Annotated in this window: 26 protein-coding genes, 1 pseudogene and 1 CRISPR repeat array; of the genes and pseudogenes, 10 read left to right on the top strand and 17 right to left on the bottom strand. The window is 28.4% G+C overall.

The window, feature by feature from the left end; translation table 11 throughout:
• The 10 genes and pseudogenes from KGF38_RS10265 to KGF38_RS10225 form a co-directional block, all read right to left on the bottom strand.
• Nucleotides 1-236, bottom strand: a pseudogene (locus KGF38_RS10265) (hypothetical protein); the annotation flags it as partial.
• Between the two features lie 16 nt (nucleotides 237-252).
• Nucleotides 253-1,056 carry a phage tail protein gene (locus KGF38_RS10260; RefSeq protein WP_074178947.1) on the bottom strand — a complete coding sequence of 268 codons (804 nt, stop codon included), beginning with the start codon at nucleotides 1,054-1,056 and terminating at the stop codon, nucleotides 253-255.
• Complete coding sequence (locus tag KGF38_RS10255; RefSeq protein ID WP_079770257.1) at nucleotides 1,049-1,696, bottom strand: YmfQ family protein; 648 nt, start codon at nucleotides 1,694-1,696, stop codon at nucleotides 1,049-1,051. Before KGF38_RS10255 ends, KGF38_RS10260 begins: the two co-directional genes overlap by 8 nt.
• A complete protein-coding gene (locus KGF38_RS20580; protein ID WP_413926752.1) occupies nucleotides 1,693-2,001 on the bottom strand; it encodes a baseplate J/gp47 family protein in 309 nt (102 codons plus the stop codon). The genes KGF38_RS10255 and KGF38_RS20580 overlap by 4 nt, the downstream gene beginning before the upstream one ends.
• Before the next feature lie 25 nt (nucleotides 2,002-2,026).
• Complete coding sequence (locus KGF38_RS10250) at nucleotides 2,027-2,827, bottom strand: baseplate J/gp47 family protein (RefSeq protein WP_413926751.1); 801 nt, start codon at nucleotides 2,825-2,827, stop codon at nucleotides 2,027-2,029.
• An 8-nt stretch (nucleotides 2,828-2,835) separates the two neighbouring features.
• A complete protein-coding gene (locus KGF38_RS10245; protein ID WP_074178946.1) occupies nucleotides 2,836-3,294 on the bottom strand; it encodes a DUF2634 domain-containing protein in 459 nt (152 codons plus the stop codon).
• Nucleotides 3,269-3,634, bottom strand: a complete 366-nt coding sequence (locus KGF38_RS10240) for a hypothetical protein (RefSeq protein WP_074178945.1) — start codon at nucleotides 3,632-3,634, stop codon at nucleotides 3,269-3,271. The genes KGF38_RS10245 and KGF38_RS10240 overlap by 26 nt, the downstream gene beginning before the upstream one ends.
• Nucleotides 3,627-4,589 carry an XkdQ gene (locus KGF38_RS10235; protein ID WP_074178944.1) on the bottom strand — a complete coding sequence of 321 codons (963 nt, stop codon included), beginning with the start codon at nucleotides 4,587-4,589 and terminating at the stop codon, nucleotides 3,627-3,629. The genes KGF38_RS10240 and KGF38_RS10235 overlap by 8 nt, the downstream gene beginning before the upstream one ends.
• Nucleotides 4,586-5,257 (bottom strand): LysM peptidoglycan-binding domain-containing protein, encoded by a 672-nt coding sequence (locus KGF38_RS10230; protein ID WP_079770256.1) that lies wholly within the window; start codon nucleotides 5,255-5,257, stop codon nucleotides 4,586-4,588. Before KGF38_RS10230 ends, KGF38_RS10235 begins: the two co-directional genes overlap by 4 nt.
• Before the next feature lie 303 nt (nucleotides 5,258-5,560).
• Complete coding sequence (locus tag KGF38_RS10225; RefSeq protein WP_021362740.1) at nucleotides 5,561-5,713, bottom strand: type I toxin-antitoxin system toxin; 153 nt, start codon at nucleotides 5,711-5,713, stop codon at nucleotides 5,561-5,563.
• Nucleotides 5,714-5,985: 272 nt separating this feature from the next.
• Nucleotides 5,986-6,539: a CRISPR direct-repeat array (repeat unit 29 nt; unit sequence CTTTACATACCACATAGTTAATATAAAAC).
• 327 nt (nucleotides 6,540-6,866) lie between these two features.
• Here KGF38_RS10225 and KGF38_RS10220 point away from each other — a divergent pair.
• Together KGF38_RS10220 and KGF38_RS10215 are read left to right on the top strand one after the other, a co-directional pair.
• The gene (locus KGF38_RS10220) at nucleotides 6,867-7,961 is read left to right on the top strand and encodes a site-specific integrase (RefSeq protein ID WP_074178943.1); all 1,095 of its coding nucleotides are present in this window, start codon (nucleotides 6,867-6,869) and stop codon (nucleotides 7,959-7,961) included.
• 252 nt (nucleotides 7,962-8,213) lie between these two features.
• The gene (locus KGF38_RS10215; RefSeq protein WP_054269898.1) at nucleotides 8,214-9,569 is read left to right on the top strand and encodes an MATE family efflux transporter; all 1,356 of its coding nucleotides are present in this window, start codon (nucleotides 8,214-8,216) and stop codon (nucleotides 9,567-9,569) included.
• 108 nt (nucleotides 9,570-9,677) lie between these two features.
• On the opposite strand, the gene KGF38_RS10210 is transcribed toward KGF38_RS10215, so the two are convergent.
• Both KGF38_RS10210 and KGF38_RS10205 read right to left on the bottom strand, forming a co-directional pair.
• Nucleotides 9,678-10,346 (bottom strand): diphthine--ammonia ligase, encoded by a 669-nt coding sequence (locus tag KGF38_RS10210; RefSeq protein ID WP_054269897.1) that lies wholly within the window; start codon nucleotides 10,344-10,346, stop codon nucleotides 9,678-9,680.
• Nucleotides 10,347-10,419: 73 nt separating this feature from the next.
• Nucleotides 10,420-10,848: a DMT family transporter gene (locus tag KGF38_RS10205; protein ID WP_003429356.1), complete on the bottom strand. Its 429-nt coding sequence runs from the start codon at nucleotides 10,846-10,848 to the stop codon at nucleotides 10,420-10,422.
• Nucleotides 10,849-11,000: 152 nt separating this feature from the next.
• Between KGF38_RS10205 and KGF38_RS10200 the strand changes: the two genes are divergently transcribed.
• On the top strand, nucleotides 11,001-11,549 hold the full coding sequence (locus tag KGF38_RS10200) for a DUF308 domain-containing protein (protein ID WP_054269896.1): 549 nt from the start codon (nucleotides 11,001-11,003) through the stop codon (nucleotides 11,547-11,549).
• Between the two features lie 119 nt (nucleotides 11,550-11,668).
• A complete protein-coding gene (locus tag KGF38_RS10195) occupies nucleotides 11,669-12,604 on the top strand; it encodes a TIGR01212 family radical SAM protein (protein WP_054269895.1) in 936 nt (311 codons plus the stop codon).
• A 242-nt stretch (nucleotides 12,605-12,846) separates the two neighbouring features.
• Here the strand turns inward: KGF38_RS10195 and KGF38_RS10190 are convergent, their stop codons facing one another.
• On the bottom strand, nucleotides 12,847-13,791 hold the full coding sequence (locus KGF38_RS10190; protein ID WP_223152508.1) for a DMT family transporter: 945 nt from the start codon (nucleotides 13,789-13,791) through the stop codon (nucleotides 12,847-12,849).
• Between the two features lie 324 nt (nucleotides 13,792-14,115).
• On the opposite strand from KGF38_RS10190, the gene KGF38_RS10185 reads away from it, so the two are divergent.
• A complete protein-coding gene (locus KGF38_RS10185; RefSeq protein ID WP_054269893.1) occupies nucleotides 14,116-15,552 on the top strand; it encodes a sigma-54 interaction domain-containing protein in 1,437 nt (478 codons plus the stop codon).
• A gap of 199 nt (nucleotides 15,553-15,751) precedes the next feature.
• Nucleotides 15,752-16,336 (top strand): zinc dependent phospholipase C family protein, encoded by a 585-nt coding sequence (locus KGF38_RS10180; RefSeq protein WP_054269892.1) that lies wholly within the window; start codon nucleotides 15,752-15,754, stop codon nucleotides 16,334-16,336.
• A 192-nt stretch (nucleotides 16,337-16,528) separates the two neighbouring features.
• Here KGF38_RS10180 and KGF38_RS10175 read toward each other — a convergent pair whose 3' ends face one another.
• Both KGF38_RS10175 and KGF38_RS10170 read right to left on the bottom strand, forming a co-directional pair.
• Complete coding sequence (locus KGF38_RS10175) at nucleotides 16,529-17,308, bottom strand: Cof-type HAD-IIB family hydrolase (RefSeq protein WP_074178939.1); 780 nt, start codon at nucleotides 17,306-17,308, stop codon at nucleotides 16,529-16,531.
• Between the two features lie 69 nt (nucleotides 17,309-17,377).
• Complete coding sequence (locus tag KGF38_RS10170; RefSeq protein WP_074178938.1) at nucleotides 17,378-18,634, bottom strand: competence/damage-inducible protein A; 1,257 nt, start codon at nucleotides 18,632-18,634, stop codon at nucleotides 17,378-17,380.
• A gap of 258 nt (nucleotides 18,635-18,892) precedes the next feature.
• Here KGF38_RS10170 and KGF38_RS10165 point away from each other — a divergent pair, with 258 nt between their 5' ends.
• The 4 genes from KGF38_RS10165 (at nucleotide 18,893) to KGF38_RS10150 (ending at nucleotide 24,074) form a co-directional block, all read left to right on the top strand.
• Entirely contained in the window at nucleotides 18,893-19,792 is a 900-nt protein-coding gene (locus KGF38_RS10165) for a D-alanine--D-alanine ligase (protein WP_054269889.1), read from the top strand.
• A gap of 23 nt (nucleotides 19,793-19,815) precedes the next feature.
• A complete protein-coding gene (gene ddlR / locus KGF38_RS10160) occupies nucleotides 19,816-21,264 on the top strand; it encodes a transcriptional regulator DdlR (protein ID WP_054269888.1) in 1,449 nt (482 codons plus the stop codon).
• An 82-nt stretch (nucleotides 21,265-21,346) separates the two neighbouring features.
• Complete coding sequence (locus KGF38_RS10155; protein WP_227832328.1) at nucleotides 21,347-22,129, top strand: M15 family metallopeptidase; 783 nt, start codon at nucleotides 21,347-21,349, stop codon at nucleotides 22,127-22,129.
• Nucleotides 22,130-22,154: 25 nt separating this feature from the next.
• Complete coding sequence (locus KGF38_RS10150) at nucleotides 22,155-24,074, top strand: ATP-binding cassette domain-containing protein (RefSeq protein WP_074179050.1); 1,920 nt, start codon at nucleotides 22,155-22,157, stop codon at nucleotides 24,072-24,074.
• A 172-nt stretch (nucleotides 24,075-24,246) separates the two neighbouring features.
• Here KGF38_RS10150 and KGF38_RS10145 read toward each other — a convergent pair whose 3' ends face one another.
• Both KGF38_RS10145 and KGF38_RS10140 read right to left on the bottom strand, forming a co-directional pair.
• Nucleotides 24,247-24,594, bottom strand: a complete 348-nt coding sequence (locus tag KGF38_RS10145; protein ID WP_054269886.1) for a PqqD family protein — start codon at nucleotides 24,592-24,594, stop codon at nucleotides 24,247-24,249.
• Nucleotides 24,581-26,509: an OPT family oligopeptide transporter gene (locus tag KGF38_RS10140; RefSeq protein ID WP_074178936.1), complete on the bottom strand. Its 1,929-nt coding sequence runs from the start codon at nucleotides 26,507-26,509 to the stop codon at nucleotides 24,581-24,583. The genes KGF38_RS10145 and KGF38_RS10140 overlap by 14 nt, the downstream gene beginning before the upstream one ends.
• Nucleotides 26,510-26,573: the final 64 nt, after the last annotated feature.

The raw sequence follows: 26,573 nt of genomic DNA, 5'->3' as shown, positions 1-26,573 counted from the left end.
ATACTTCCACCAGATATAAAATAAACACGAGTTGCAGTTTTTTCTCGCTTAGTGCTTGTAGGAACTGTTATAATTTTAGAATTACTTAAATCAAACTCACCATAGTAAGTTGTTTCATACATACTACCTTCTTCATAAACATAAGAGCAAGGGGAAAGAAAAACATCTCGTTCTGAATAATAACCTCTTCTTTTTTTAACAGTTCTATCACATATATACGTTGATGCTGGAGGCATTTAATCACCTTCCTTTCTACATTGGTATTAAATTATTATTTATCGTTGATATAATACTAGTTCTATTCCCTTTTACTTCTTGCATCACTTCTTTTAATGCTCCTTCAACATTATCACTTTCAAATAAGTTATCTGTATCTTTTATACTTGTTTTCTCTGCTGTTGTTTCTATACTATCTACACTAGTTTTTACCTCATTTAATGCACTAACTATATTTGTTTTCTCTGTTGTTTCAAGTAATGTTGTATCTCCTATTTTATTATTAATTTCTGTCTTAGCAGTTTCTAAGTTGTTTGTTAACTCTGTTTTAGTTGTATCTATTTTAGTGTCTAACTTATTGATATTTGTTAATATCTTTTCTTCATCTTTTTTAGTTAAAAATATTGCAGTTGGGTCAACAACTAAGGTTACTTTCTCTACATTAGATACCTCTATGATAAATTTTAAATACAAATCTTTCATAGCTTCATTGCCAACTTTTGGCTTATATGTTTCAGGACTTTTACAAATTGCAATCATATCTCCTTCATTATCTATGAGAGCCATTTCTCTAACTGTAAATCCACCTATTGAACCAGGTACACATGCTGTTGCAATAATCCAATTAGGATTATTTTCATCTTTGTCAAACGCATTTATATTACCTTCCCAAACTTTATTTTTTAATGCTGTTTGGTCTTCTGTTGGATTGTAATAGTTTCCTCCTCCATCACCTGCTTGAATCTTCTCTAGTACTACTGATTTACCTAGCATCCCTGCATTAGCAATCTTAGCTTTACCTATATTTGTAAGTATAGTGTAAAATTGTTCATCAGCCATTTATACCACCTCCTTTTGGATATACTGTCAATATTTCTGAACTCATGTTATGAGCTAATGCAAACTTAGCTTTAACATTAGCTTTTACTTCTTTACTTGAATAAGGATATACGGTTATTTCTTCACTCATAATTGTTGTTTGTGCAAAATAAGTTTTACTTTTTAATAAAGATACTAACTTATAACTTACAGATAAATGAGAAGGTTTTATAACATTTACTCTCTTATATAAATCTTCTAAATCTCGAGGAAAACCTTGAGTACTGGTTAATTCAACACCAAAAGTATATGGAGATATGTTTTCATTTATTTTTATATTTGCACCTGTATAAGATTGAAGTATCATAGACATTCTTTTAGGCGTCATAATATATTTGCTTTGGAGCTTAGCAATGACTTTTCTTCTTCTAGTTTCTATAGCTTCATCTAGATTAGTAGCTAAACCTACTCTATTTTCCCAAAAACTTAAACCCCATGTTGCACTTTGAGGAAATAATTGTAATTCTATTTCTTTATTTAATAACTCTAAATTATCAAATTCGCTTCCTATAGCTTCATATAAGCTTTGCATTATGATAGATTGTTCATATATTGGTGACAATGTAAGAAGCATTTCTCTACCTTTTTTAGAAGCTATCATCCAACCACCTCGTTAACTATTTCCCCTACTCCAACTACTTGGTCCTGCAATTTTATATTTTCTTTTACATCATTTATAGTAAGATTAGAAAAGTCCTGTATGCCTTCGTCTGTCAACATCATAGAGCCTACTATTGCTTGTATAGCATTGTATGAGACCGTTCCACCTAAATCAATCTTGTCTAAATATTTGTCTATCTTAGCTTTTAGATTGTTTAATACTGTTTCTTCACTAAAACTGTTACTAAATATAAAACTAGCTTTTACATTAATAAGTAGTGTTTCGGGTGTTACAACTGTAACCAAAGCCCCGATAGGAGCTTTCCCGTCTCTATTTTCTCCTTCTGATACATTTAATGGATATATATTCTTGAACTTTATCTATTAATTCTTGTGTTGCTGCTTTTCTATTTTTATCTAGTATTAATACTTTTACTGTCCCTGCTCCATTCCATTCGGAAACTACATAAGCATATCCAACTCCATCTACTTCTTTAGCCCATCTTATATAATCTGAACTAGCTCCACTAAGTTTGTCTTCTTGCTCTGCTACAAGAACTCTTTCTCTAAAATGTTCTTCGTCTTCTATATCTGTCCCACCTTTGAAATCTTCTTTATTAGTAACAGATTTAATCCTATTAATAGAACCTAATAAAACAGATATACTACCTTTAGATACATTTCCTATAGTTCCAGTTTCTCTGCATTCTGCTTTAATATCTACTGTTTCATTTTCTCCTATAGTTTTAGTTTCAAGAAGCTCAAACTCTATACTCTGCTTTTCATCAGTTGCAACAGTAGTTACTACAGTCCCTTTTGCAATGATAGTTCCTTGTACACCTGTAAATGTAACTATGCCAACCGATTTAGTTGGTTGATTTTTAAATACTCCTTTACATTCTCCCAACCATTCTAGGTATTCTCCATAGCTAGTTTGAGGAAATGCAATCTTTAGATTATTTTGTAGTCCTAATTGTTTTAACTGTGTGATTTCTTCTGCTATAGGTCTTGTTGCATCATAAATAAAGTCCCCTTCTAGTGTGCTCACATCTTGAAAGTTACTTAACATCCTTTCGTGTATTACTTCTTCATCTTCTGTCAAAAATACTGGTATAGGTAGTTCTCTTTCCATATAATCACCTACCTTTTTATGTTTCCATCTATAGTTATATTTTCATCATCTATTGTTAGTACATCAAATTCATAATTAACAAGCCTACTATTTTCAAGCCAATTGAATATAAAATTACTCACTTCTTTTGTATATGGATGAACTAAAATAGTTTCTTTTATTAACCTAGATATTTCAAGTTCTTTAGCACTTTGAGATAGATTACTAGCAATTAAGTCTTTTATTTCACTTCCATATACACTAGAATAAGCTGACCGTTTGTATCTAGGTGTTAATATAGCTTTTTGACACCATTGTTTATATGCCTCTACCTTGTTACATCTTTTTAATGTTCCATCTGCATTTTTGACAAATTCACCTTTTATAAAGTCAAATAAAAAAGACCCCTTTAGGTCCAGTTCATTTTCGTTATTATTTTTTAATTCTACAGTTTCAAAAGTTTCATTTTGTGGAAATAGGTTTGGCATTTACAATCCTCCCAATTACTACAAATTCAGACCCCATAACAGCTACTAACACATTGTCACCTATACTTATTGGCTTTAATTCTTTTGGAGTTTCTATTTTATGCTTATGTCTATATTCTCCACTTAAAACCTCATCTGAAAAAGTAAAATAATCTTCTTTTAATGTTAAATTCTCTAATACTAAATAGTCCTGTATTTCATCTTTATAACCATTCACCTTAAGACCATTTGTTGTTATTTCTGCAAGTGAACAACCCATTCCAAAGACTCCATCATTAACACTTTTATTCATTTTTTCTTTTAATATTCTAGCAACTCCATTGAATCTAGCATCAGTCATTGTTATAAAATTTCCTCCTTATATAATCCAAAGTTCCTATATTGAGCTTCATTTTTGGTGTAGAGTCTAATGTATGAGTGACATCTATAACATAGTATTCTCTTCCTTTTAGAGATACCTTGTCACCTGCTCTTATTCTGTTTATGTCTACTGCACAATCTACACTTATTGTTTCTTCGCCCGAATTAAACATTGCTTCTGCTGCTTTCTTTGCTTCTTTTGCATTAGTTATCTTTTCATCTTGTTTAATCTTTTGTAGTGTTCCATACTTATCTGAGTCCTTCTTATATGTGCCAATGATAGGTGCTTTTGTATTTTCATCTTTACTCTTACCTAGCACTTTTACACTCGTTACTGCATCATTAAAACTACTTGTAAAGTTTGCATCTTCTAATATACTATCTAATTTATATACATTTACGTTGGTACCAAGCTTAAATAATTTCAATTTATTATCCATTCTTACTCTAAATAAATCTCCACCTTTTGTTGCTGTTTCCTTTAAATCTTTTTTAATCATATCTAGTATGTTAGTCTTATGTATTACTTTAGCAAGTTTCTTTCCTGTGTTAGCTAGATTGTAGTAAGGTATATTCCATTGTTTACAGTAGTATTCAATTCTCTGTGTAGCTGTATTTTCTTTAAACTGATATTGTTCTTCTGATTCTTCCATATATATTGTTCTTTCTCTACAAGACAATGTTAGTTTCTTGCTCTTTTCACTTCTTCTAGTTTCCCATATGACTCCATTGAAGATTGTTTCTTCTTTTTTACTCTCATACGCAATGTCAATTAGAACTATTTTATCACCTTTTTTAATATTTATATCTTGCAAAGTTTTAGTTTCTATTAAGGATACATCCATTTTATATGCAACTCCATCTATAGCTTCACTTAATGTTATTCCTTCATTAAAATTTGCAATGTCATATTTTCCATTTAGTATTATTTTCATTTGCTAGGTATCACCAACTTTTGTCCTTTTTTTATTACATTTGGATTTTTACCAATAACTTTTTTATTTTCTGGTATATTGTAAATCTCTTTCCACCTTGAACCTTTGCCTAAAAATTTCTTTGCAATACTCCATAATGTGTCTGTAGATGTAACTGTATATATTTTAGATTTAGTTTGAGTATTAGGTCTATTATCTTTTAAATCTGTTTTAGTATTACTTTTAGTTTCTTTTTTTAATGTCTCTATCTTCAGTTCTCTGTAAGTTCTAAATGTTATCTCAATATCTCTATCTTCTTCTCTCCCTGCTGTTTGAGTATTGCTAAAACTAGATATTGTAACTAACCCATTGTAACCAAAACCAGTTACTATTAAGCGTAATGGTTCGGCTTGGTCTACCCATTTTTCAAGCATTGCAACTATTTCAATTGGATTTTTTAACTCGCTATATCTGCAATAAGAAGCATCATATAAATTTGGTAAGAATGTCTTGAATGATATTTCTCTTATCTTCTCTCCTTCTTTTTTAATGTCAAATTCACCTAGATTTAATATATCAACAGTTTCAAATCTTTTTTCTTTCTTTATAGATAAACTATCAAGTGGATTAACCGGAAAATGGAAATCTATTTTTTCTTTTTCATTTTTTAGGTATGTGTCTATTACCAAGTTATCACTTCCTTTCTAAAATGTTTTTAAATACTACACCGCAGTTTTCTTACCATAAATTCACTTCCTTTGATTTTTTGTATAAAAAAACACCTACATTTTAAGTAAGTGCTTACTGTATTTACAGTTTTACAATTAAATTTATTCATTAATTTAGATTCATTATTATTTTGTATAAAAAATTTCATCTTTTTATTGACTATAAAAAATATTATAGGTAATATTTTTTATAATTTGTGGTATAATAAAAGCAAGAAGAACTACAATCTATTTAGTCGTAGAGTGGAGTTCATTAAAACTCAATCATTTTTTGGATTTAAACATAAATTTAAATTCAACTATTAGGTCACTCTTTGCACGAGAGTGGCTTTTTGCTTTTTTGATTAATTTACCAATTACGTAAGCTATTAGAGTAGCTGTTAAGCTAGCTAATACGCCAATCAAAAAATTATCCATACATACACACCTCCCTTCTATACGTTGGGAGGATAATCTTTTGTATGAACTCCACTCTATAAATTGTAGATTACATCTTCTTGCTTACAACTATTATAGCACATAATTCTTACATATTTTTCCTATTTATTACTTTTTTCATTATCATCACATCCTTTCAATTAAAAAAACACCTACTATTTAAGTAAGTGTTCTTTGATATTTTTAATTTTAAGTCCACATAGTTAGTATAAATTATTTACTATTACTTTACTGTTTATCTCAAAAGAAGACTTTACATACCACTTAGTTAATATAAAATTAAGATAGAAATACCAATAATTTTAATGGTTACACTCTTTACATACCACTTAGTTAATATAAAACATACAGACCCACAAGGTATTCAAAGAGAATTAAAATTATTTACATACCACATAATTAATATAAAACTCATATTTTTATATTTTGATTTACTTTGTTTAAACTTCTTTACATACCACATAGTTAATATAAAACTAATGTCAAAGTTACTTCACTACCTGCACTACCAGCCTTTACATACCACATAGTTAATATAAAACATGATAATAGTTTATTGGGGGCAGGAGCAAATCATTACTTTACATACCACATAGTTAATATAAAACGCTGTAAAATTTACAGATGAATACGCAAAGGCTATGAACTTTACATACCACATAGTTAATATAAAACTATAATTACTATATGCATCACTGTACATCAAAACAATCTTTACATACCACATAGTTAATATAAAACATTAATACTAATGAAGATTCTCTCGATTATATTTTCTTTACATACCACATAGTTAATATAAAACCCCAAAATAAGTTGAGTATTTTCAATACTTACACACATAAAACTCTCTCAAATTTGCAGTGAGCGGCTAGCAGTGCAATTGATAACACTTATCAGACCTTCTCGATGCCTTATATTTCAACTGTTAAAGCATACTTAAACAGAAAAATCGCACGCTGCAAAACTCTTATATTTTTATTATATCATAAATAGATTATTTTTGAATATTTGTAACAATTTATAATTTAATAAAAATAAATACTTTTTAATAAACTCTGAAAATTTTTTTCACTTGTTATAAAATATAATTAAGTAATTAATTCAAATTAACTCAAAGGGTGGTGCTCTTATGAATATTAAATCAGCCTTCATAAGAAAAAGAAATGAAAAATTTCATGTATATGTGGAGTATGTGGAAGAAACCGGTAAAATAAAACAGAAAAGTTATGGAAGTTATGAAAGGAAAAAAGATGCTGAAAAACATTTAATTGAAATAAAATCTACTATAAACAATAATAGGTTTGTTGCTCCAAGTGATGCAACACTTGTAGAAAGATGTTACAAATATATAAAAGATAGAGAATGTAGTTTTTCTCCTAATACTGTTAGAAATAGAAAAAACATGATTAAAAATCAAATTGAAGTTTTCTTTAAAGATATGAAATTAATAGATATAACTCCTTCTATTTTACAGTCTTATATAAATAGCATATATAATGAACACATGTTAAATTCAGCAAAAAACCAAGTCGGTTTTATAAAATCGGTATTGAAAGAATCTTATAGATTAAAAGAAATATCAGAAAATATTTGTGATTTTGTTACAACTCCAAGCAAAAAAAATAATTCAACTTCTAATTTTTATACAAAACAGGAAGCTCAATTATTATTAGAAAAATCAAAAAACACTCCTATAGGGATACCAATTTTTTTGATGCTAACTCTTGGATTACGTTTTGGTGAAGCCGTATCACTTAGATGGTCAGATGTAGACCTTGATAAAAAAATCATACATATAAATCAAACATTAGTTTATGTAGACAATAAAATAATCTTCAAAGACCCTAAAACCCCTAAATCAAAAAGAAAATTATTTGCTCCTGATGAACTTATAAGTTTACTTAAAGAGGAAAAATTACAGGGTATATTGAAAAATGAATTCGATTTGATATGCTTAAATAAAAGATTCAACCCATGGGTTCAACCAACTTTTGTTACTCCTTTTAAAAAACTATTAAGAGATAATAATCTTAGAGATATAAAAGTACATGAATTAAGACATACAAATGCAACTTTAATGTTACTCTCAGGTACTAACATAAAAGCTATTTCTGAAAGATTAGGACATGCAGATATAAAAATAACTATGAATAGATATTCTCACCTATTAGATGAAATGGACAAAGAAGCATCTGAAAATATAAGCAAAATACTATTCAAATAATGGTCAGTTTTATGTCAGTTAAATGTCAGTTAAAGTACTTTTTTTCCTATTTGTCAGTTAAATGTCAGTAATATATATAATAGGATATACTTATAAAACGCTTAAAATCACTATCATTTAATAAAATCTATAATTATTTACTATTTGCTGTTGACATTAGTACTATACCATAGTTTATCATTTATACTAGAAATAAAATTATTAATTAATAGTTTAATATTTTTATAATAGATTTACAAGGAGTGGTAATAAATGGATACTAAAATATCTATAGACGAAAACATGAGCCTAGGTAAGAGGTTTTTTAAATACCTAGCACCATCTGTAGTTGCAATGTGGGTTTTCTCATTATATACAATGGTTGATGGAATATTTGTAAGTAAAGGAGTTGGTGAATTAGCTTTAGCCGCTGTAAACATATCAATGCCATTTATTAATTTTATATTTGCAGTTTCTCTGTTATTTTCAACTGGTGCATCTACTATAATTGCAATTTATCTTGGCAAAAAAGATATTAAGTCTGCAAATGAAGTCTTTTCATTCAACTTAGTATCAATAATTATATTATCTATAATTATTTTAGCTATAACTTTTTTTAATTTAGACAGATTAGCATTATTTTTAGGAGCCACAGAATCTACAATTGGTATGGTTAAAGATTATCTAGGAATAATAATATTTTTTAATGGCTTCTTTATAGTATCTTACTCTCTAGAAGTTATAATAAAAACTGATGGATTCCCAATATTAGCTACTGTTGGTGTAATAATATCTGCTCTTACAAACATCGTACTTGATTACTTATTTGTAATTGAATTTGGATGGGGTGTAAAAGGTGCTGGCATCGCGACAGGTCTATCTCAAGTCTTTTCTACTGTTTTTTTCTTGATACATTTTTTAAGAAAAAACTCAACTTTGAATTTTTCAAAATTTAAAGTCGATTTCAAAACACTTAGAAAAATTATATTTATAGGCTTCCCAGATTCGACTACTGAATTAAGTTGTGGTATAGTTGTCTTACTTTTTAACTTGAGTCTTACTAAATATATTGGTGAAAGTGCTCTTATCTATTACAGTGTTATAAATTATATAAATACATTGGTACTTATGACTATGATGGGTATAACTCAGGGTATGCAACCTCTTACTAGTTTTTATTACGGTGCAGGGAATATAGATAACGTAAAAAAATTATTAAAGATGGGGATAAAAGCCACAATAATAGCATCAATTGCTGTATTTGCAACTTGTATGGCTTTTTCAGGGCCAATAGTTTCTTTATTCATACACCCAGAGGAAACCGTACTATTCAATGAAGGAATTCGTGTATTTAAAATATTCTCTATATCTTTCTTACTTGTAGGAATTAACGTAATAATTTCTGGATTCTTTGTTTCAGTAGAAAAACCATCAATTTCTACTGTTATATCCCTTGGTAGAGGACTTGTAATAGTTGTTCTAAGTCTAATTTCAATGATACTAATATTTGGCGGTCAAGGAATATGGATGACTACTATTGTTTCAGAATTTATATGCCTTATTTTATCAATAGTTTTCCTAAAAAAGAATTATTCTACATTAGACTCTAATCTAAATAAGGTTGCTTAAAGAATATTATGTAAAATATATAAAATAAAAAATACCTATTATACAATCTTGCAAAAACTAGACCTTTGCAAAAACTAGGATTATATAATAGGTATTTTATTTATGTAATTATTTTATTTCTAAATATCCATAACCATCTTTTGTTGAAGTTCCTTTCACTTCATACTCTACAGGCTTTTTAAATATTGGACCATCCACTACAAATGTATGGTATTCACCATGTTCTCCACATGGATCAGCACCTGCATCTTTTATCTTTTTCACAAGCTCTCTAGTCAATTTTTCTCCTAAGAATTCCTCTCCTAGATACTTTAAGTTTACTTTTGTTACAACACTGCAAAATCCACTTTCTATAAATTCATATACTAAATTTTCTCTACTCTCTTGCCACAATGGTAAACTTACTTTCATACCAACTGCATCACATCTATCAGAATCCCATTTTCTATGACTTTCTATGTCTATATCTCCATATGCACATATTGTTGCTCCCATATTTTTAGCTTTTATTAAAGCTCTCTCAAAACTCTCTTCATATCCTTCTACTCCACACTCAGCAACTAATAAAGGTAATCCTATATTGCTACTTACCTGTTTAAGCATATTATATTCTAAATTATGTGTCCATGATTTCCCATGTTCTTCACTTATAGTTGTCAAGAGTGCTACAGGCTTATATCCTTTTTTCAACATTCGATTTAATGCTAATATACTATCTTTACCACCACTAAATGACATTACAAATTTTTCATCAGCCAATTCTAACACCTCTTTCATCTAACTTTGTTTTGTTACCATAATTATACCAAATATCTGAGTTGTATAGCAAATTATATAGTACTTTAAATTACTAATTTACTATAAAAAATGTTCCCAATATTAAAAGTATAACACCTATGTACTTGTATAAATGCATTGTTTCTTGTCCTAAAATCACGCTATCAATAAAAAAACCAACTAGAACTTGAGATACAAGAGTTAATATAAGTGTATTTGATACGCCTAAATTTGGAATTGCTTTTACTGTAAAATATATTATTAGCCCACCAAATACTCCCCCTAGTAATAACTTATAGTTAAAACCATTTATAGACACCAAACACTTTAAATCACCTGTAACTATTATACTTGCCAAAAAAAATATTGCCCCTACAGTTAAGCTTATAAATGTTGCAACTAACGCTGTTGTACTTTTACCTAGTTCTCCATTTATAAAGGCTTCAAGAGCAGTAGACCCACCTGCTAATAATGCAAATATTATTGCCCATAATTTTGTCATGGACAAACCTCCTCCTATATAATTCTATTAATAAAAGTTTATGATACAACCTATCAATTAATTACTAAGTACAGTTTAATTTTTATACTTGGTGACTTTATTTGAATATAAATTTCTGTTATAATTGTTCTATTGATTTTGGAGGTGATTTTATGTACACAAATTTTAATATCGATTTTAATAACTTTAATAAAAAAGAAAATGCTACTAAGTTTATGTTAATGGGAGTATTACTCATCGTATTAGGAGTATTATGCCTTACATTTAAGACATTAGGGATAAAACTAATTTCTTGGACTTTTGGTATTGCTCTTTTATTCTTTGCATATTTAAATCTAAAAAATATCAATGAATTAAAAAGATATGCTACTAAAGAAGAAATTAAGCCATCTACTAATGTTCAATGGATTCTAATAATTGCATGTATATTACTTTTTATATTTCCGCAAAAAATACAAAGTATATTTTCATTATTTTTAGGATTTTATTTAATATTTAATCAATTAGTAGCACTTGTAAATAGTAAAAACAATCCATATTCTAAATTTACAACTTGGAATATAATTAAGACTCTATTTGGCATATGTCTTATACTGTCTCCACTTTTTCTATCTAGATTTATAGTATCAATAATGTCCTTTTTCATAATATTATTTGGACTAATTCTATTCTTTTCTGGAAATAATGCAAGAAAATATTAAATATTTTCTTGCATTATTTTCATATAATTTAAAATAGAATTTGTTTAAGTTATATATTTATGGTAATATGTTTTTTGTACAAGTCCAGTGTACAATTTTATTAGAAATAGGTGATTACTTTGGATAAATTTAAATATGCTTTTGATAATAAAAGGTATCATACTTGGAATTATTATCTTAGAAATACTTTTGGTGAAAAAGTTTTTAAGGTATCAATAAATGCAGGATTTACTTGCCCAAACATTGATGGAAGTATTGGCTATGGTGGATGTACCTATTGTAGCAAGGAAGGTTCTGGTGACTTTGCTGGTAACCCTAAAGATAATCTTATTAGTCAATTTTATAATATAAGAGAAATGATGTTAAAAAAATGGCCTCATGCAAAATATATTGGTTACTTTCAAGCCTATACAAATACGTATGCTCCTCTTGAAATTTTAAAAGAAAAGTATGAAACCATATTAGAACTAGATGATGTCATAGGTCTTTCAATATCAACAAGACCTGACTGTTTGCCAGATGATGTTGTAGAATACTTATCTGAACTAAATAAAAGAACTAACTTATGGGTTGAGCTTGGCCTTCAAACGATTCATGATTCCACATCTAAAATTATAAATAGAGGTCATGATTATAAATCGTTTGTAGAAGGTGTTGAAAAACTAAAGGCTAAAAATATAAAGGTTGTTGTACACATTATAAACGGTCTTCCTGGCGAAGATTATAATATGATGATGGAAACTGCAAAAGCTGTTGGTAAAATGGGTGTAGATGGCATAAAAATCCATCTATTACATGTTATAAAAGACACTCCTATGGAAAAAATGCTACAAAATGGCATGCTAACTCTTATGGAACAAGATGAATATATAAATCTAGTATGTGACCAATTAGAAATACTTCCCGAAACTATGATAATCCATAGACTTACTGGTGATGGCAAAAGAGATGAACTAGTTGGCCCTTTATGGAGTCTAAAGAAATGGGAAATTTTAAATCAAATTGATGATACCTTGAAAGCTCGAAATTCTTATCAAGGTTGCAAGTTTTTTTAATTATGTATATGTATTGCACATAAAACAGTATCAAAATAATAATAACTATAGAAAGAGTTATATAAACATGATTCTCTCTATAGTTATTTAGTATTTATAAAACAAGATATTAATTTGTATATTTTATAGTATATAATAAAAAATTTAATTTATATTTCTAAATTAACTACAATTACCTATAATTTTATGTAACATTATTAATTTCAATGTTTTTAAATCTCAATACCTTTAAACCTCTAATTCTAAATACTTTCTGTTTTTTCAATCTGCTTTAACTTGTTGGATTTACAAAATATTTTTATTCCATCATAAGAAAGATTAAGTGCTACTACTGCTGATATTAGCATCAACATAACCCCAAATAACTTCCATAAAGAAAAATTTTCTCCTAATATAGTACAACCGATTATTACAGAACCAACTAGCTCTACTGATGCCACAACACCTGCAACAGATAACTCTACTCCCTTAGATATACCTGCTGCATAAAAAATATATGCCAGTGCAGCTGGCACAACACCTAACATTAACATACAAGATAAAATATTTAAATCTTTAGCATAATACAATATCTCCCAAGGTCTAGCAGATGGAATCATAAAGATAGCTCCAAATAAGAAACTGTATACTAATATTGTCGAACTTGAGAATTCTTTCAAGGCATTTTTACTAATAGTTGGCATAAGTGCATATGCTATTGCTGATAATATACCAAGTAAAAGTCCAAAAGCACTTAAATTTTGAAAATCCAAACTTCCACCAGTCACTGCCATAACTGCACCCATAAAGCAAAAAATAAGTGAAAGTACTTTACTTCTAGTAATGCTCTCTTTATAACAGATTTTTGAAAATACTGCTAAAAATAATGGTGAAGTATATAATAAAACTGCTGCTACTGATACACCTACAGTTTCAATTGCTTTAAAATAACATAAGTTAAACATAGCTTGACATATAATACCTATTATTATTGAATATATGATTCCCTTTTTACTTATTTTTAAAATATGTGGTGTTCTTATAGAAGAATATACTCCCAAAACTATAAACCCAAAAAACAACCTTGTAAATGCTACCTGTTCTGATGTCAATCCATTTCCCATTAAAAACTTTCCAAATAAACCAAGTGTAGCCCATAATATTCCTGCTATCGCTATAAATACATACCCTTTACTTTTTTCTCCCATTTTAAAATCCCCTCTAATTTTATTTAAGTCAATGCACATCGTTTTTGTTAAGCAAAAATTATGCCACTTTAATCCAATATGTATCGACACCAAAAACCTAGTATTTTCAATAATACTGATAAATTTTCAATTTTTTCATATTTGTTTCATATACATTTTAAGTTGATTTAGACTTGTTTTAATTGTAAAATAAGTTATATATAACTTATTTAAAGTTAAAATAGACTGAAACTTATATATTATATAAATATTAAATTTTAATTATATTTAACAAATTAAACCTATTTTAATATATCATTAAAATTTTAGGAGGACAACGGAAAAATGAATTTTGAATTAGATTTGGAATTTTACCAAAAGATATTGGAGGCTTCTCATGACGAAATATGTGCCTCTGATAATAAAGGAATAATAATATATTGTAATAAAGCATTTGAGGAAAATTACGGTCTAAAAAAAGAAGATATTTTAGGAAAAAACGTTTCTTTTTTAGAAGAATCTGGATATTCAACAAAAAGCCCCATACCAGTTGTATTAAAAACAAAGTCTAAATTTTCACTAGAACAAGATACTCAAACAGGAAAAAAACTCATTATAACTGCTACCCCTGTATTTGATGAAAATGGAAACTTAGAATTTACTGTTGAGAATTGTAGAGACATAACTGAACTTAATAATATAAAGAATAAACTTGAAGATACAAGAAAACAAGTAAAAAAATATAAGTCTGAAGTAGAAACATTATATAGAACTGCTCTTAGAATTGAAGATACTGTAATTATGGATGGTCTAGTTATGAGACCTATCATAAATACAGTAAATCATGTTTCTAAAACAGACGTAAGTGTTCTTCTCTTGGGAGAGTCAGGAACAGGAAAAAGTTCACTTGCTAGATATATACATCACAATAGCAATAGAGCTAATGGTCCATTTATAACCATAAATTGTGCTACTATATCTCCACAACTCCTTGAATCTGAACTTTTTGGATATACTTCAGGTGCTTTTACAGGTGCAAGTACCAGGGGTAAGGTTGGACTTGTAGAATTAGCTGATGGAGGTACTCTTTTCCTAGATGAAATAGGAGATATACCACAAAATTTACAAGCAAAATTTTTACAATTAATACAAGATAAAACTTTTACCCCAGTTGGAAGTTTAAAAAACAAAAAAGTTGATATAAGGATTATATCTGCTACAAATGCTGATTTAATTTCAAAAGTAAAGGAAAAAAAGTTTAGAGAAGATTTGTATTATAGATTAAACGTTATAGAAATAAAATTACCCCCTCTTAGAGAAAGAAAAGATAATCTCGTAGAAATTATAAAATATTATTTTAATAGGTATTCAAGTGACTTCAATTTAAATAAAACTATTTCTAAAGAGGCTATAAATATTATTGCAAACTATAGATTCCCAGGTAATATAAGAGAATTACAAAATATAATTCAAAAAATCTTACTTACCTGCACAAATAATCATATAACAGTAAATGATTTACCAAATATACTTACAAAAAATGTAACTATTGACAATAATGAAAATAAATTGAATATATCTCAAATTAACGAAGATATAGTATCTGATTTAACATCCATTAATTGTAAGAATAAAAATCTTGACACACTAATTATGGAATATGAAAAAAATATAATTTTGGATAGTTATGAAAAATTTGGCAGCTCTTATAAAGTAGCCAAACACCTTGAAATTTCTCAATCTAAAGCTAGTAGGTTAATTAGAAAGTATACTAATACTTAATTTTAAATTTGATAAACAAAAACTTAACACTATTTACATATTGTAAATTTGGCCATTTACTGGTATTATGAATATGGTTGAAATTATTTAAATAAATATGATTGACTTAGTTTCATATATTTACCATTAAACTTTTATCATAAATATCATATCATAATAATATATTTAATAAGTCTAACAAACTATACGAGGTGTAAATATGTTAATGAATACTCATTTTATTATGGCAAAATCAATACTTGATAATATAGATGAAAATAAAACATTCTTTATAAGTGAAAAAAACTTTATATATGGTAATATAAAGCCAGATGCTTTTTCTAAATATAAATTAAAAAAACATTATTTAGATGAATCATTTAATATGGTTGTTTCCAAAATAAACTATTTGTGTAGTCTTACTATAGATAGTCTTTCTAAATATTTCTCAGTAAGCAGACTTAGCCAAGAGCTAGGAGTTATATGTCACTTTCTATGCGATTTTTTCTGTGTAGCTCATAGTGAACGTTGGGAATTTAAACATAGTCTAAATAAACATGTTACTTATGAAAGAGAACTTGGAGCATTTGCAAAAGATGTTGATTTGTCTAAAATTAAAGGTACTAGTATAAATAACGGTTTTGAAAAATTTTTTACTAAGCTTTACAATGAATATAAAAAGAAAACTGATTATATGAATGATTTAAAGTTTTCAGCTTATACTTGTAATAGTGTTATAAATTATATATTGGATGCTATTTTATCTAATACAATAAAATCATATCATATAGCAAATTGTGGTTAATTTAAGAACTTTTGAACTTATAATTAAGTATAATCAAAATGACTGCTCTATAGAATATAAAAGATAATTTTATAATTCTTTAGAACAGTCATTTTTTATATTAAGTAAACAAAATCTCTAAAATTAATTACTTAATATATTTGTAGGAAAATATATTCCATTAAATTTTTATTAACTATATAAATCTTGTATCTAACTATTTATCGCCATTATAACATCAATAGCATTTTTCACACTATCCACTATATAATTTGCACTTTGTTTTACTTCTTCCCTCGCTTTGGACATTGCAAAACTGTATTTAAATCCTTCCAACATGCAAATATCATTTGGAGAATCTCCAATAGTAGCAACCTCATCTGGACTTACATTTAAAGTTTTTATTACATGTTCTATACTTCCTCTTTTTGATACACTTTTAGGTACTATATTTAAAGTATAAGTTCCAGAAAAATATATTTCTAATACATCACTGAACTCACTTTTTAGATACAATTCTATTCTAGATAACTCTTCTAAATTTTCAGAGCATACCCCTATATTTCCTATAAGGTTATCAAAACTACTTCTTTTCTCAAAGTCAGGGTCAACTATGAAATCACTAGAATAGTGTCTAAAAGCAGTTGTATCACTACCCACGATTACATCATCCTTATACTTAAAGTACAATTGTGCATCACTTGACTCAAATCTATCAATAACTTTTCTCACTAAATTATCGTCTATAGTTCTTTTAAAAATTACATTATAATCTTTATCATATATAAATGAGCCATTTTCACATATATAATATCCATTCATATCTAAATTGTCTTTAATAATATTACGAGCCTGTTTAAATATTCTACCTGTAGCAACATTAAACTGCACACCCTTTTTTTCTACTTCTTCAATTGCTGATATATCCTCTTCTGTTATAGTTCCATTTTCGTATAGAGTTCCATCTAAATCACAAAATATATGTTTTATCATAAATTAAAAGCCTCCAAAAATGATTTTATATTATACCAATGCTTTAAATATATCCAATATAATAATAATTTAAAGCTTTTCTAATTGTATTCTCAATTCATTAAGCAAATCTCTAGTAGCTCTTAATCTTATCTTTCTTCTATCTCCATTAAATATATTTTTTTTCACTACTGTTTTCCCATTTATATATATTGCAGTATAAACTAATCCTACAGGCTTCTCTTCAGTTCCTCCGCCAGGTCCAGCTACTCCAGTTGTAGATATGCCTATATTAGCTCCTAGCCCTTTAGCAACGCCCTCAGCCATTTCTATTGCTGTTTGCTCACTTACTGCTCCAAAGTCTTCTAAAGTTTCTCTTTTTACTCCTAATCTTTTCATTTTAGCCTCATTAGAATATGTTACACAACCTTCAAGAAACACAGAAGATATTCCTGAATAATTTATAAGAGATGAAGAAACTAAACCTCCAGTACAAGATTCAGCTACTGCTATTGTTAAGTTTTTTTCTACAAGAAGTTTAGCAACAGCATCTTCTAATGCAGTCTCTCCTTCAGACACTGAAATATCACCTTCAGTATATACATATTTACCAACTCTATTTTTTATTTCTTCTTCCACTGGTTTTATTAATTCAAAAGCATCTTTTTCATTTTTAGCTTTTGCAGTTATTCTTATTGTAACTTCTAACTCCTTTGCATACAAAGCAACTGTTGGATTGGTTTGTTCATTGATTATATCGAGAATTTCTAGTTCCAGATTTGACTCCCCTATTCCATATAGTCTTAAAGTCTTAGATACTAGCATTTCATTTGTAAATTGTTGTAAGTAAGGTTTGACACTCTCATTAAACATAGCTTTCATTTCTCTTGGTGGTCCAGGTAATACTATTATACTTTTATCATTTTTCTTTAGAATTGCTCCTGGAGCTGTACCATTATTATTTTTTAATACTATAGCATCTTTTGGAAAGTATACTTGTTTCATATTGTTTTCAGCCATTTTTCTTCCTGTTTTAACGAAGAAAGATTCCAAAACTTCTAATGATGGTTTATGTAATTCTAGTTCCTGACCAAAGTATTCTGCTGCAGTTTCTTTTGTCATATCATCACCAGTTGGTCCAAGACCACCTGTAGTAATTACTAAATCACTTCTCTTTAAACTTTCATCAAAACACTCTAAAAGCCTTTGCTTATTGTCTCCAACTGTACTCTGATGGTATACTTCTATTCCCAATGATGCAAGTTCTTTAGCCAAAAATTGAGAATTTGTATTTACTATATCACCTAATAATATTTCTGTTCCTACACTTATTATTTCAGCTTTCAAAATTTATCACTCCTTGATTTTATAGCCATTAAGACTAGTCTTAAGTTCATAACAATAATTTTAGCAAAAATAATAACATAAATAAAGTTAAAAAATCATTTAAATATATCTTTAAATTAGATTATTACTCCAAAACCACACATGATACAAACTTCATATATAGTGGTACTTTCATCATCAACTCTTAATTCATATAATTAAGTAAGTAAATAAAAAATTTAATTTAAAATAATAAAAATCAAAATAGGAGTGTATAATATGAAAATAGCAGTTATAATGGGTGGAATATCATCAGAGAGAGAAGTTTCTTTAAACTCAGGAAAAGAGATATATAATAATCTTGATAAAAATAAATATGATGTTGTAAAAGTAATAATAGATGATAAAAAAGATATATTTACAAAAATACCAGAAGATGTAGATTTTGCAATACTTGCCCTACATGGTAAGTTTGGAGAAGATGGATGTATTCAATCAATACTTGAAACTATGGATATACCATATTCTGGATGTGGACCTCTTTGCAGTGGAATGTGTATGGATAAAAATATAACTAAAAAAATGCTTAGAGATTCAAATCTTCCTACTGCTCCATGGGCTTTAGTAAAATCAGTTGATGAAATAGACTATGATGAAATAGATAAGATAGGTTATCCAGTATTTATAAAACCAAATTCAGGAGGTTCAAGTGTAGCCACATTCTTTATTCATTCTAAAGATGAAGTTGAGGATGCAGTTCGCAAAGGACTAGAAGTTGATGAATTTGTAATGATTGAAAAATATATACCAGGTGGAGAATATACTTCATTTATACTAAATGGAGAAGTATTCCCTACAATATCTATAAAATCCGATTCAGGTTTCTTTGATTATGAAGCTAAATATTCAGTTGAAAAAGGAGCAAAAGAAGAAGTTGTTTATTTAGAAGATGAACTTCAAAAAAGAGTAAATGAAATTTCTGAGACTTGTTGGAAAATTTTTAATTGCAAAGCATATGTAAGAGTTGATATGATTATAAGTGAAGGTATTCCATATGTTCTTGAGCTAAATACTCTTCCTGGCATGACTCAAACTAGTTTAATTCCTAGAAGTGCATCTGCTAGAGGTATTAAGTATAGTGAGCTATTAGATAAACTTATAGAATACTCTTTAAATTAGATAAAATAATTTGAGGTGGTAATTTGATATTTTCAAATCTAAAATTAAATGATAATGAACCAATTTATATACAAATTAAAAATTATATAAGTGATATGATATCAAAAGGATTAATTCCAGACAATAGTAAGCTCCCTTCTACAAGGGAGCTTAGTCAGCTTTTACAAGTTAGTCGAAATTCTATAGTCTTAACCTATGAAGAATTAAAATCTGAAGGACTAATCTACTCTATTTCTGGAAAAGGTACATTTGTTAAATCAAAGAATAAATCTTCAAATACTACATGGTCTTTGAACTGGGACTGTTTAGAGAATACATACTCCAAAAAAGCTAATGAATTGGATATTATAAAAAGTGAGATTCCTTGGAGCTCTGACTTAATCTCATTTAAAAGTATCTCTCCAGATGGAGATTTATTTGATATGGAAGAATTCAAAAAATCTTTTCTAAATAGAATATCGTTAGAAGGTCACAAATTGCTCAATTATGGATATGCACAGGGTTACAAACCCCTTATTGATTATTTACTAAAATACATGACAAATAAGGGTGTTGATATTAATAACAAAGATATACTAATAACAAATGGATTTACAGAAGGCTTTGACATTATTATGTCATCTTTTACTCAAGAAAAAGATTACATAATATGTGAGAATCCTACTCATAATACTGCTATAAAAATTATGAAATCGCATAATCTTAATATCTTAGGTGTAGACATACATGAAGATGGTTTGGATTTTAATATGCTAGAGAAACGCTTAATTGAGTACAAAAATAAAATAAAATTTGCATATATTACACCTTCTTATCACAATCCTACAGGGATTGTAATGACTCCTGAAAATAGATACAAATTCTATAATCTTATGAAAAAGTATAACATAGCAATTATAGAAGATGGTTTTAATGAAGAATTGCTCTACAATAGCTCTCATATATTTCCTATCTGCTCTCTTGACAATATGAATAATGGAGTTGTATATATTGGCAGTTTCTCAAAAATTTTATTTCCTGGAATGAGAATTGGATGGATATTTGCAGATAAAAAAGTAATTGATAAGTTAGAAAGTGTTAAAAGATGCAGAAATATACATGTATCATTTTTGGACCAAGGAATTTTATTTGATTATTTGAGCAATGGTGCTTTTGAAAAATATGTTAAAAAAATACGTAAATTCTATGGAGATAAATTTAACTTTGCATATGAATGTATAAAAAAATATATAAACACAGAATACATCTTAGGTGATGGTGGTTTGCATATATTTATAAAATTAAAAAACATAGATACTAGAAAACTATTGGAAAAATGTTATGAAAAAAATGTTATATTTATGCCTGGAGATTTATTCTTTACAGACGATTCTGGTTATGACACTCTAAGACTTGGATTTTCTAGGTTATCTTTCAAAGACATTGAAATTGGAATAAAAATAATTGGAGAAACTATAGATGAAATGTCCTAGGTTAACTAAATATTGTTAGCCTAGTTTATTTTTATGATGTATAATATATATAGTTTATATGAATCTAACACTGGGGGATAATATGAGTAAAAAGTCAAAACGAAAAAAGATTAATAAATTAAAACTAACAATTGTAATAACTGTATTATTTCTTGCCTTATTATCTATATATGAGATACTTTTCTCTAATCCTAACAAAAAAGATAACATAAACAGCCAAGAAACTATGCAAAATAAAAACAATACAACAGATGATTCTAAAAATAATCAAAGCTCTAGTAAAAAGCAGGAAGACAACAATATCAAACCTACTTTTTCATATTCTTCAATACCAGATAATATAAAAAACAAGATGATTGGTAAATCTATGCCTTCTGATGAACCTATAAGCTTTGATAGCCTATCTTATTTAAAGCTTACATACTATGGATTTGATGAAAAGACTCATCAAGGAGAAATGATAGTAAATAGTGAACTAGCTCCAGAAATTGTGGATATTTTTAAGGAATTATACGAAAAAAAATATCCAATTGAAAAAATCAAACTAATAGATGATTATGATGCTGTAGATGAAAAATCTATGTCTGATAATAATACCTCATCATTTTGTTATAGAACTGTAGCTGGTACAAGTGTCGTTTCAAACCATGGTAAAGGACGTGCTATAGATATAAATCCATTACAGAATCCTCAAGTTTCTGGAGATAATGTTAGTCCTAAAGTAAGCACAGTCTATGCTGATAGGTCTACTTCGAAATTTGGAATGATAAAAAAAGGTGATGATTGTTATAATGCTTTTGTAAGCAGAGGTTGGAGTTGGGGTGGATATTGGAAAAGCCCAGACTATCAACATTTTGAAAAATAATAGATTAGAAATAAAGGTGAATTATATGAATTTAATGACATTGGAAAACATAAGTAAAAGTTATTCCGAAAAAAAATTACTTGAAAGTATATCTCTTGGAATCAATGATGGTGAAAAAATAGGACTCATTGGTGTAAATGGAACTGGTAAATCTACTTTACTTAAGATTATTGCAGGAGTTGAAGAAAGCGAAACTGGTAATATAACAAAAACTAATGGTATTAGAATAGAGTATCTACCTCAAAACCCAACTTATAATGAAAATTCAACTGTACTTGAACAAGTATTTAATGGGACTTCAGAGGAATTAAAACTACTTGGTGAATATCAAGAAATTTTGGAAAGACTTAATTCGAACTTTACAGATGAATTGAATAAAAAATTATTATCAATACACGAAAAAATAGATGCTTTAAATCTTTGGGATTTGGAAAGTGAAGCCAAGTCAGTACTTACGAAACTTGGTATAAATGATTTTAATCAAAAAATAGCAGAACTTTCTGGAGGTCAAAGAAAGAGAGTTTCTTTAGCATCAGCCCTTATTACTCCTTGTGAGCTTTTGATACTGGATGAGCCTACCAATCATCTAGATAATGATACTATAGATTGGCTTGAAGAATATCTCAATTCAAGAAAAGGTTCACTACTTATGATAACTCATGATAGATACTTTTTGGACCGTGTTACGAATAGAATCATTGAACTAGATAAAGGTAGATTATTTAGTTATGATGGTAATTATTCAATATTTCTAGAAAAGAAAATGGAAAGACTTGCACTAGAAGCAAGTATTGAAGATAAAAGACAAAATTTAATTAGAACAGAACTTGCTTGGGTTAGACGAGGAGCTCAAGCTCGTAGTACAAAACAAAAAGCTCGTTTACAAAGATTCGATGAACTTACAAACAGGGAAACTTTCAAGTCTGATGAAAATCTTGATATATCAGTTGCATCAAGTAGGCTTGGAAATAAAATAATAGAAATACACAATATATCCAAAGCTTTTGAAGGTAATACAGTTATAGATAACTTAGAATATACTTTAGCTCGTACTGATAGAATTGGTATAATAGGAAAAAATGGTATGGGTAAATCAACCCTTATAAACATACTTAATGGAGAAATAGAACCTGATAGTGGATATATTTCAATTGGAGAGACAGTTAAAATAGGTTGTTTTTCTCAAGATGACTCTCATATGAACATTGATATGAGAGCTATAGACTATGTAAAAGAAGCTAGTGATTATATAGAGACTTCAGATGGTACTAGAATTACAGCTTCTCAGATGTGTGAAAGATTCCTTTTTAATGGTACCATGCAATATACTTTGATAGGTAAATTATCTGGTGGTGAAAGAAGAAGACTCCACCTTCTTAGAATCCTTATGACGGCTCCTAATGTCCTTCTGTTGGATGAGCCTACAAATGACTTAGATATTGAGACACTTAAAATCTTAGAAGAATATCTTGATGAATTTAGAGGTGTAGTAATTACAGTATCACATGATAGATATTTCTTAGATAGAATTTGTAATAAAATATTTGCATATGAAGGAAATGGAAAAATCCATGTATATACAGGTAATTACAGTGATTATCTTATCTATAGAGAGATTCAAGGAATTGAGTTTGAAGAGTCTAAAAAGGAGTCAATAAAAAAAGACGATTCTACTACTTCAAAAAAAGAAAAACCTAAAAATGATAAAAAACTCAAATTCTCATATAATGAACAAAGAGAATTTGAAAATATTGAATCTGATATAGAAAAACTTGAATCTAAAATTTCAACACTTGATGAAAGTACTTCAAAATTTTCAACTGACTTTACTAAGCTTCAAGAAATTTTAGATGAAAAGTCAAGACTAGAAAAGGAACTTGAACATAAATATGAGAGATGGGAATATTTAAATAATCTAGCTGATGAAATAGCTAATAATAAATAATTATATGTTAATATTAAGTTTAATAATTTCTAATTTAAATTTACAGGTTTTAAATATATTTTCATAATTTTAACACTAAAAAAGAGGCTTATCTCCACTTTGAGATAGCCTCTTTTATAATTATCTTCTAACTTTTACATTCCGATATATCCTATAATAAGCTTCCTTATATTTATATATCCAGTCTTTCAACATAGTGACAATTAACTTCAATATGATTTAAAAAAACTAACAATCTTTCATAAAGTGGATAAGATTCTTCTCCATATTTAGCTTCTAGGTTCTCGCCTATCGCTCTAACAGTCCTTTGACCATCAATCTGTAAAAATACGAAACTAGAATATTCATCTAGTTCTATTTTTTTATATTTAGGTATCCTAGCTTTTAACTTTCTAAAAAACTTTTGGATTTTATGGTCCTGTTTTTCAAGTATCGTTACAATACTATTTTCATCTACTTCATATTCAAGTCCACTAGTAATTTTAAATACAATATCTAAAACATCATTACTCTTGCTCATTATTTTTTACTTTAGATAAAACAATAGGTAATGTTGTAAGTACAACTAAAACTACCAATAAAGCAATTGCCATTGAATTTGTTGCGGCAAATCCACTTGGTACTTTTGGAGTTATAACTCCAGTTACTTGTAATATTATACCTATTAAACCAATGATAGAACCACCAGCAACAAGACCAGAAGATAAACTTATACCATTAGAAACTTTAACTTCTTTTTCTTTTTCAGTTTTAGATACCAATTCAACAAATAAACGGATTAATGCTCCAACTAATATTATAGAAGTAGTTGCTATTGGTAAATAGAATCCTATAGCTATAGTCATTATTGGTAAATTTAATGCATATAAAACAATTGCCATAAATACTCCAACAATAATCATAACCCAAGGTAAACTACCTGACATAATACCAGAAGTTAATGTTGACATTAAGTTAGCTTGTGGTAATGCAAATTGAACATTATCACCAGTTGCTTTAAGTTGGTCAGAAAGTAATAAAATTACTCCAACAACAACTATAACACCAACTATACTTGCAATTGTAAAGTAACGTTGCATTTCATTTTTGCTACCACCAATGATATAAGTTACTTTTTGAGATTGAGTATAACCTCCAGCTATAGCAATAGCAACAACTATAAATGAACCAAATAAAAGTAATGATTTATTAGCTTCTAAATCAGTCCAGCCCATTACAACAAATACTAATGTTACAATAACTAGAGAAGCAATAGTCATACCAGAAACTGGAAGGTTTGATGTTCCTATTGTTCCTGTTAAACGTCCTGCTACTATAACAAATAATAAAGATAATAAAAGAGATATGATAGCTCCAATAATTGCCATAGCAATATTACCAGAAATTAAGAACGCTGCTAGGAATCCAACAACTACTCCACCTAATAAAAGTATCATTTGTATAGATGAACCTTCTTCTCCTTCTCCAGTACTTGATTTAGCTTTAAGTGTTTCTTTTATAGAAGCGATTATAGTTGGTATAAGTTTTATTGCACCAATAATACCACCACAAAGCATCATACCAGCACCTATATATTTTACATAACTACTAGATATAGCTCCAACATCCATTTGGTTAAGAGGCATTGCAGGATTATTCCATACCATAGCTCCATCTCTAGCCATATCTGTAAAATATCCTATTAAAGGTGCGATACCAAAGTTTGATAATATACTTCCTGCAAACATTGTTAAAGAAACTTCAAGTCCTACTATAAATCCAATTCCTAAAAGTAGAGGATTTACTTCGATATCAAATTTCCATTTGTAGAACTTACTTCCTACAAGACTCATTACATTGTTTGCTACATTTAGGAATGAACCAGTTAATACAGTAATAAATCCACTTATTACAAATCCTATTCCCATGTACTTAATTGAATCTCCACCAGCTTCTGAAGCAACAAGTGTCTCAGATATAGCCATTGATTCTGGGTACATAAGTTTACCATGTTCTTCAACTATTAGATAGTTGTGAACTATAGCAGCAACTCCTATACCAAATAAAACTCCACCAACTCCAACAGCTAAGCCTTCTAAAAATGTAATTTGGCTTCCAATTAATATAACTGCTGGTAATACGAAAATGAATCCACTTGCAACAGATTCTCCACCACTTGACATACCTTGGATTAAGTTCTTACCAAGAATACCCTTTTGACGAGCAAATGCTCCAACAAAAGCAGAACCTATTATAGCTCCTGGAATACCAGCTGCAACAGTAAGACCAGCCTTCATTCCAGAATAAGTTGTAGATGCGGCAAAAATGGCAGCTAAAATGATACCGATAATCAGTACAGCTACATTTCCACCGGTTCTGGACTTATCTGTGATGTAAGGAACGTAATCTTTTCCACTAACCTCACCATAAGCACCCTTAGGTAATTTTTTGTTCATAAAATTTTCACCCCTTTTCAGTTTGTATATATTATAACATATATACATATAAAACTTAACTTTT

The sequence above is a fragment of the Clostridioides sp. ZZV14-6387 genome, assembly GCF_020657835.1.
Classification (GTDB): Bacteria; Bacillota; Clostridia; order Peptostreptococcales; family Peptostreptococcaceae; genus Clostridioides; species Clostridioides difficile_A.
The sequence above is the reverse complement of the archived record's forward strand: the minus strand, read 5'-3'. Positions and strand labels throughout refer to the sequence as shown.